The organism is Flavobacterium aestuarii, assembly GCF_040049115.1.
GTDB classification, from domain to species: Bacteria; Bacteroidota; Bacteroidia; order Flavobacteriales; family Flavobacteriaceae; genus Flavobacterium; species Flavobacterium aestuarii.
This window is the reverse complement of sequence record NZ_JBDLZZ010000034.1, coordinates 1-8,829: the sequence shown is the minus strand read 5'-3', so window position 1 is coordinate 8,829 and position 8,829 is coordinate 1. Positions and strand designations below refer to the sequence as shown.

Sequence of the window (8,829 nt, the reverse complement as noted above, 5' to 3'; positions counted from 1 at the left end):
CAGACGGTATTTTGGAGACAAACTCTTTGACAGACTAGTAATTGCGAATATAACAGGTGCATAAACGGATAATCAGAAAAATCTATATGAACATTATAATTTAAAACCATATGTCATAAGTTATATTGACACAATGTTATTTGCAGATAAACTTGGGATGCCTAAAAAAATAAAAGATTTAGCAGAGAGTTTGGACTTAGAAGTAACAAATCATCACGACCCAGAATTCGATGCAAAACTTTGTGCTTTAATATTTGGCGAATTGACTGACAAGTATCCAAGTTATCAAGAACTAATAAGAAAAATTGATGACCAGCCTAAAACAAATAATAATTATTTCAATCAACCAAGTGAAGATGTTTTAGAAGAAAATGAAGAGCATTTATCAAATTATCAAATAACTCAAAACGAACTTGAAAACATTGATTTAATAGGAAAAGGAATAGTTATTACGGGCAACTTTTCAATAGAAAGAGAAGAAATAAAAACTTTTCTAATGAAAATTGGTGGACAAATAAAATCAGGAATAACAGGTAAAGTAGATTTTGTTTTTGCAGGTGAAGATTGTGGTTGGTCAAAAATCCAAAAAATAAACGACTTAAACCAATCAAAAAAAGCAAACATTAGAATTTTAAACGAAGCTGACTTAAATTATCTTATCAAAAAATACGGCATATAACATCGCATTGGCAAAATGGCGGGTTAAGTGCCAAACTCAACTTTTGTGCATTTTATTCCGCCGAATGTGTTCCACATTCAGCTTTTTTTAATAATTTAGCTTCTGTGGAAACACATCGGCTACGTCACTGCTAAATTGAACTTTTTGTCCAATTTATCCGCCACTTCGCCAATGCGTTTCCCGTTAGTGGCAACAAAAACAAACGATAATTAGACAATAAATGAAAAATATTTTATTTGTAGTTTTTATTTCAATGATATTTTTATTTGTTTGCTGTAACACAACAACGAATAAAAACATAATTGAAACAGAAATTTCTGATTTTGACAAAATTTTAGATAGTTTTCAAGTAAATGGTTCAATTCTAATTTATGATAACGACAAGAATACTTTTTACTCAAATGACTTTGATTGGGCTAAAAACGGAAAATTACCTGCATCAACATTCAAAATTCCAAATTCTATAATTGCTGTTGAATTAGGCATTATTGAAAATGATACAACTATTTTAAAATGGAATGGCGAGCAGAGAAAAATGGATATTTGGGAAAAAGATTTATCATTTAAAGATGCTTTTAGAATTTCCTGTGTTCCTTGCTATCAGGAAATTGCAAGGAAAATCGGAACAATTAAAATGAAAGAATATTTAGAAAAATTTGAGTATAAAAATATGATTTTTGACAGTTTAACGATTGACAATTTTTGGCTTGAAGGAAATTCAAAAATATCTCAAAAACAACAAATCGACTTTTTAAGGAAATTCTATTTTTCAAAATTTCCAATTTCTGATAGGACAATAAAGATTGTCAAAAATATTATGGAAATTGAGCGAACTGAAAATTACATTTTAAGCGGTAAGACTGGATTAAGTTCGATAGAAGAAAAATATAATGGTTGGTTTGTTGGTTATGTTGAAACAAAATCTAATGTTTATTTTTTTGCAACAAATGTAATTCCGACAGACGGATTGAATGTTGATGATTTTATTTCATCGAGAATTAATGTAACAAAAAATGCGTTAAAGCAAATGAATATAATGAAATGATAAATGCCACTAACATATGGTAGCCGATAATTGCCGGCTTTCGTGCCAACTTGATACTTTGGTGCTTTTAACGAACCGAAGTGCTAAATTGATACGAAAGTGCTGTAAATCCGGCAACTACGGCTACCATTTTTCGTTATGCGGCAGCTTAAAAGACGACACCAAACCAGAAAAATCATCTTGACAACCACCCGACTTTGAACTACGAAGGATGAAATTTTTCAGGGACAACTTCCAGCATTTCCAAAAAACAGTTTACCCATTGACTTGGAGACAAACAAACAATTTGAGCATTAAGGTTTAAACCGAATTTTTCCGAAATTGACCTGACCTCTTTTCCTGAAAATCGACTTTAAAGCTGTTTTTACAGATAAATCAGGTTTCTCTAACAGACAGGAAATAAATGCTAAGTATTTGGCTTTAAACTTAAAATCAAAAAATAACTGTTTTCTTTTAATGTTTAACAGGGCTGATTTGACAGTTGGCGGTGGAAAGAAACTTTCAGGACCTACCTCATAGACAAGTTTCAAATCAAAAAAAGTATGATAGAAAACGGTATATGGATTGTAAAGCTTCCTCGAAAATAACTTTTGTGTAGGTTCTAACTGAAGGACAATGGAACCTCCCAGAAAATTTCCAAGACTCTCAAACATCAGGATTTTGAAAATATCGGAAGTAATGCCATAAGGAATATTTGACACCACTTTGAAAGGAAATTTCGGAACTGCAAAATTCCTAAAATCACAACCGACAACTTGAACATTTCGGGCATCAGAAAATAATTTTCGTAAATGTTCAACCAAAGCTGTGTCGTTTTCAATAGCAACAACATTGTTGGCGATTTTTAATAAATGAACAGTAAGAAACCCCTTGCCTGCCCCAATATCTAAAACCGTATCCTGATTACTTATATTTGCTTGTCTTATTGCATCTTTTATTAGCACTTTATCAATAGTAAAGTGCTGACCCGTAAAACGAACGGGCAATTTCTTTTTTGTCATTAGTAACTTCTTACAGGTGAATACTTGAATTCAAATCGTGACGATTTAATAATTTACTTTAATTTTTAATTACCAAGGCTTGCTGAAATACATAAAATGTGAATTATTTGAATACAAAGATACTAAAAATTCCTTCACATAACATCGCATTGGCAAAATGGCAGGTTAAGTGCTAAATTGAAAGTTTCTGCATTTTATTCCGCCGAATGTGTTCCACATTCGCTTTTTATTTGTAAGTTAGCTCTGTGGAAACACATCGGCTACGTTCTCGCTAAATTGAACTTTTTGTCCAATTTATCCGCCACTTCGCCAATGCGTTTCCCGTTAGCGGGCATTGTGAAAGATACCAGCATAACAGTTAAACATTGATAAATGAAAAAAAAACTACTTTGGATATTAATTTTAGGACTGATAATAATCAGTTGCAAACAAAGGAAAACAGAAATGAAAGAGAAAATAATTAAAACAAACGGCATTGAACTCTGTACGGAAAGTTTTGGAAATAAGAAAAATCCAGCAATCCTTTTGGTAGCAGGTGCAACCGTATCAATGCTGTATTGGGACACTGAATTTTGCCAACAATTATCTGAAAAAGGATTTTTTGTTATTCGTTACGACAACAGAGATGTAGGAAAATCCACTAATTATGAACCAGGTTCTACTCCATACGATATTGTTGACTTAACTAATGACGCTATTTCAATATTGGATGGCTACAAGATTGACAAAGCACATTTTGTGGGGATTTCTTTGGGCGGACTAATTTCTCAAATAGCATCAATAAAGTTTGCCGACAGAGTTAACTCCTTAACTCTTATGTCATCAGGCCCTTGGGGAGACTCAGACCCAACTATACCTGAAATGGACACGAGTATTTTAGATTTCCATAGTAAAGCAGGTACAGTCAATTGGACAAATGAAGACAGTGTGGTAAACTATTTAATTCAGGGTGCAGAATTAATGAGTGGCAAGAAACAATTTGACAAACAAAGAAGTGAAAAACTGATAAGAGCTGAGTTCAATAGAGCCAACAATTATATAAGTATGTTCAATCACGCTGCATTGCAAGGTGGTGAAGAATATTGGAACAGATTAAACGAAATCAAACAACCCACCTTAATTATCCACGGAACAGACGACAAAATTTGGCATTATAAGAATGCAGGTTTTTTACAAGAAAAAATAAAAGGTTCAAATCTAATCACCCTTGAAGGTACAGGACACGAATTACACGTTGATGATTGGAAATCAATAATTGATGGAATAGAAAAACACATAAATGACTGATAAACAAAAATAACGACCCGCTAACAATGTATATAAAAAATAGGCGAAACAGTAGTAAATTCAAGGCTTTTGGCTCGTATTATACTTTGTGCTTAACCGAAAATTTGGCACTTCGAAATCGCCTACTTTTCATATACTAACCGTTGTACGACATAGTAAAACCGAACCAAACAAAATGAAAGTCAGAGAAGAAAAGTTAAGAACAATTATAGAATGGTCGGAGAAAAACGAAGATGTAAGAGTTCTTCTTCTGACAAGTTCACTTGTAAATCCTTTAGCACTTGTTGACGAATTTAGTGATTTAGACATTGAATTTGTTTTTGAGGATAATACAAATTACATTTCAGACAAAAGCTGGACGCTTAAATTCGGAAATCCAATTGCTATGATTGAAGAAGACGAAAGTTGTTTTAACCATAAACACGCAATGAAAATGCTACTTTATGAAGACGGTGTGAAAGTAGATTTTAAACTTTACAGCAAATCAAAATTTATAAAGGAAACGCAAGAGAAAGAATTACCAGAAGATTGGGATATTGGTTATAAAATTTTAATTGATAAAGATGGTATTACAAAGCAAATGCTGAAACCAACTTATCAAATTTCCATTATCAAAAAACCGTCTGAAAAAGAGTTTCAAAATCTAATAAACGATTTTTGGTGGGACACAACTTACGTGGCAAAGTGTCTTGTGAGAGATGAAATATTCTATGCGAAATTTATGTCGGAAACCGTTATTCGCACAGAATATTTAATTCCTTTAATTGAATGGCACATTGCAAGTGAACACAATTGGAACATAACGACCAATAAATATGGACGGCTTTTCAAAAAGTATCTTAACCAGGAAATGTGGGCTAAAACAGAACAAACATTTTCAGGGAGCGATATAAAGGAAAATTGGACTGCTCTATTTTCAATGACTGATTTAGTTTCAGAAATAGGAACTGAATTGTCAAAAAAATTAGAGTACAAATACCCGGATAAATTAGAAAATGACATACGAAAATATTTAGCTGGACTAAAACCCAAAACATAACTACGTCGTACAACATCGTATTGGCAATAGGCGGGCTGAACGGCTTCGTATCAACGGAAGTGCAAAATTCAACTTCTGTTCTTCGATTAAAGTTCAGTGCTAAAAATCCCGCCCATCGCCAATACGCGGCACGTTATGTGAAAGAATAAAACGGCACCTCCAAAAAGAAAGTGCCGTTTCGAAATTAAATTTATAAATTCTCAATCCACTACTTCTGAAACAGTTGATTTTTCTATTAGAAAAATTCCGTCAAAAGCTTCTTCTATTTCAGTTTTTAGGCACATCGAATCAAATCGAATCTTATTACAATTTTTTAATTCCGTACTTCTGTTCATTAGTAAACAGCATTCTTTTCCTCCAAATTCTTGCATAATAAATTCAACAGAATCCGACTCTGGAAAATCAAGTGGAAATTTATCAACCCTAAAGCCAAATTGATAATCATTATCAGGATACAATGCCGCAGTTTCTCCACGTAGATTAGTTATTGCAAATGCTTTATATTTTTCTCCAAAAGTCATCGAAAGTCTTTGCCCCATTGGATAACAACTAATAAATCCATCAAAATCTACCGGAGTTTTTTGAATGTGAGCATTGTGGGCAACCAAAATAATCTTTTTACCAAGTGAATTTTTCAAAAACCAATCAATGCTTTCTGCCATATACTGGTCTTTTGCTCCCATATCTCCTTCAATTCCCCTTTCAGTAATGAAACTTTCCATAGCATCAGCATTATAATTCATATAAATCAAGCCTTTAACTTGATGAACTATCGATTGAAATTCTAAACTTTCTAATTTTGGTTGAAGAGTAATCAAACGAATGTAAACTTTTAATAGCAATGCTTTTAATTCATTATGTTCAGCTTCATCAAAAAGCGATAAATTTAACGCAAGCTGAGAAGTCGAATAGAAATCAAATTTCTCAGCAAGATTTAAAATCTTCTGTAAGACATCAGAAGAAACGATTGAAAGTCTTTGCAAATAATCAGATACAATACGAAAGTTTGGAAAATAAGAACCTCCATTTTTAGGAATATCCACACCTAAAAAGGTAATTTGATTATTATTGTCTTGATTATACCGACGAAGCCATAGCAAAGTATCTTTAAACTCATTTGGATAATAAAAGTGTGACAGTAACTTATCCAAATCGTCGAATGGAATTTGTGATTTTATCCACTTATCAACTTCTAATCCTTCAGAAAAACCAAACTCAAATGCCAAGGTGTCAAAATCACATTCAGTTACTAAAAACTCAATAACTTGATGCCTGAATGTAAAAAACTCTTTTATGAAATGTGCGTTTTCGCCTAAACCAACAATTGTAGAAGAATCAAAATATTCTCGAAATCGAAAAAGACTTTGTTTTATGGATGTATTATTTTCCGAATTAAACGGAAAAGTTAAGGGTTTTATATTTTTCATTATTACCTTATTTTAAATTAAAAATTAACGTACCAAATAGCAACCGTCTCAAAAAGACGATTTAATAATTTACTTTAATTTTTAATTACCAAGGCTTGCTGAAATACATAAAATGTGAATTATTTGAATACAAAGATACTAAAAATTCCTTCACATAACATCGCATTGGCAAAATGGCAGGTTAAGTGCTAAATTGAAAGTTTCTGCATTTTATTCCGCCGAATGTGTTCCACATTCGCTTTTTATTTGTAAGTTAGCTCTGTGGAAACACATCGGCTACGTTCTCGCTAAATTGAACTTTTTGTCCAATTTATCCGCCACTTCGCCAATGCGTTTCCCGTTATGTGCCATTTTTGAATGACAATGCGAATAGATACAGACAAACAAATGAATTTACTTAGTGATAAGAACGTTGCAATAATTGGTGGTGGACCCGTTGGACTGACTATGGCAAAATTATTACAGCAAAACGGCATAGACGTTTCAGTTTACGAAAGAGACAACGACCGAGAGGCAAGAATTTTTGGTGGAACCCTTGACCTACACAAAGGTTCAGGTCAGGAAGCAATGAAAAAAGCGGGATTGTTACAAACTTATTATGACTTAGCCTTACCAATGGGTGTAAATATTGCTGATGAAAAAGGCAATATTTTATCCACAAAAAATGTAAAGCCCGAAAATCGATTTGACAATCCTGAAATAAACAGAAATGACTTAAGGGCTATCTTGTTGAATAGTTTAGAAAACGACACGGTTATTTGGGATAGAAAACTTGTTATGCTTGAACCTGGTAAGAAGAAGTGGACACTAACTTTTGAGAATAAACCGAGTGAAACAGCAGATTTGGTTATTCTTGCCAATGGCGGGATGTCCAAGGTAAGAAAATTTGTTACCGACACGGAAGTTGAAGAAACAGGTACTTTCAATATACAAGCCGATATTCATCAACCAGAGATAAACTGTCCTGGATTTTTTCAGCTATGCAATGGAAACCGGCTAATGGCATCTCACCAAGGTAATTTATTATTTGCTAACCCCAATAATAATGGTGCATTGCATTTTGGAATAAGTTTTAAAACACCTGATGAATGGAAAAACCAAACGCAGGTAGATTTTCAAAACAGAAATAGTGTCGTTGATTTTCTTCTGAAAGAATTTTCCGATTGGGACGAACGCTACAAAGAATTGATTCATACGACGTTGTCATTTGTAGGATTGGCTACACGGATATTTCCTTTAGAAAAGCCTTGGAAAAGCAAGCGCCCATTACCCATAACAATGATTGGGGATGCCGCACATTTGATGCCGCCTTTTGCAGGGCAGGGAGTAAATAGTGGGTTGGTGGATGCCTTGATATTGTCTGATAATCTAGCCGATGGAAAATTTAATAGCATTGAAGAGGCTGTTAAAAATTATGAACAGCAAATGTTTATCTATGGCAAAGAAGCACAAGAAGAATCAACTCAAAACGAAATTGAAATGTTTAAACCCGACTTTACGTTTCAGCAATTGTTAAATGTATAAAATGGAATAAAACGGCACATAACAAACAAATTGGCAATAGAGCCGGTGAAGTACTTCTATTGAACTTTTGTGCAATGTTGAAGATTAGTAATTCTATTCAACATTTGTGCTAAAAGTCGGCTCCATCGCCAATTTGCCAAACGTTATATGCCATATTACACCAAAACTCGTCTGAATTATACAAAATGAACTATGTTTAACTTTTTTAAACCTAAACCAAAAAATCAAATTGAAATGGAAGTTTCGGGAATAAATCCTGAAACAAACAATGAATTTCTATTCTATAATTTTATCGAAAATACACCAAACTATATTCTTGAACCTTGGCTAAAAAAAGCAAAACAAGTTGGTTATAAAGTAAAACCTCAATACGAACAAGCGATTTTGCAAAAATTGAAATTCAATCAATTTAAAAATCCTCATACATTCCCTGAGTACTTTGAAAATAAATTTGATTTTATTGCTATTGACTTTGAGACAGCAAATAACAGTAGATTAAGTGCTTGTGCAATCGGATTATGCTTCGTGAAAAATGACACAATAGTTTATTCGACAAAACACTATATAAATCCACCAAAATCAGAAAAGTTTTTAAAAACTCATACTTCAATACACGGAATTTCATATGAAGATGTAGAATTTTCCCTTAATTTTCAAGAATTATGGGAAGACGAACTTTCTAAATATCTTTCATCTAATTTATTAATTTTTCATAATGCGAGTATGGACTTGAGTGTTTTGAAAAATCTATCTGATTCTCCGCAAACACACCTAATATTTTTAGTATATTAGCGCTCAAAAAGCAGGGATTATGAACATATTCAGTT

At 32.9% G+C, this 8,829-nt stretch carries 7 protein-coding genes and 1 pseudogene; 6 read left to right on the top strand and 2 right to left on the bottom strand.

All coding sequences use genetic code 11. The annotated features are described in order from the left end of the window. Window positions 1–133 precede the first annotated feature (133 nt). Both ABEG11_RS18810 and ABEG11_RS18805 read left to right on the top strand, forming a co-directional pair. Window positions 134–679, top strand: a complete 546-nt coding sequence (locus tag ABEG11_RS18810) for a BRCT domain-containing protein (protein WP_005807148.1) — start codon at window positions 134–136, stop codon at window positions 677–679. Between the two features lie 220 nt (window positions 680–899). Then, window positions 900–1,724: a class D beta-lactamase OXA-347 gene (locus tag ABEG11_RS18805; RefSeq protein ID WP_004295324.1), complete on the top strand. Its 825-nt coding sequence runs from the start codon at window positions 900–902 to the stop codon at window positions 1,722–1,724. Window positions 1,725–1,926: 202 nt separating this feature from the next. Here ABEG11_RS18805 and erm(F) read toward each other — a convergent pair. Next, window positions 1,927–2,725: pseudogene (gene erm(F) / locus ABEG11_RS18800) on the bottom strand (23S rRNA (adenine(2058)-N(6))-methyltransferase Erm(F)). Between the two features lie 444 nt (window positions 2,726–3,169). Here erm(F) and estT point away from each other — a divergent pair. Together estT and ABEG11_RS18790 are read left to right on the top strand one after the other, a co-directional pair. After that, complete coding sequence (gene estT / locus ABEG11_RS18795; protein ID WP_229103106.1) at window positions 3,170–4,012, top strand: macrolide hydrolase EstT; 843 nt, start codon at window positions 3,170–3,172, stop codon at window positions 4,010–4,012. A gap of 175 nt (window positions 4,013–4,187) precedes the next feature. Next, the gene (locus ABEG11_RS18790; protein WP_003013318.1) at window positions 4,188–5,051 is read left to right on the top strand and encodes an aminoglycoside 6-adenylyltransferase AadS; all 864 of its coding nucleotides are present in this window, start codon (window positions 4,188–4,190) and stop codon (window positions 5,049–5,051) included. A 200-nt stretch (window positions 5,052–5,251) separates the two neighbouring features. Here the strand turns inward: ABEG11_RS18790 and ere(D) are convergent, their stop codons facing one another. Further along, window positions 5,252–6,478: an EreD family erythromycin esterase gene (gene ere(D) / locus ABEG11_RS18785; RefSeq protein WP_009040233.1), complete on the bottom strand. Its 1,227-nt coding sequence runs from the start codon at window positions 6,476–6,478 to the stop codon at window positions 5,252–5,254. A 357-nt stretch (window positions 6,479–6,835) separates the two neighbouring features. Here ere(D) and ABEG11_RS18780 point away from each other — a divergent pair, with 357 nt between their 5' ends. Together ABEG11_RS18780 and ABEG11_RS18775 are read left to right on the top strand one after the other, a co-directional pair. Then, entirely contained in the window at window positions 6,836–8,002 is a 1,167-nt protein-coding gene (locus ABEG11_RS18780) for a tetracycline-inactivating monooxygenase Tet(X2) (RefSeq protein WP_008651082.1), read from the top strand. Between the two features lie 234 nt (window positions 8,003–8,236). Continuing rightward, the gene (locus ABEG11_RS18775; RefSeq protein WP_009135711.1) at window positions 8,237–8,794 is read left to right on the top strand and encodes an exonuclease domain-containing protein; all 558 of its coding nucleotides are present in this window, start codon (window positions 8,237–8,239) and stop codon (window positions 8,792–8,794) included. Window positions 8,795–8,829: the final 35 nt, after the last annotated feature.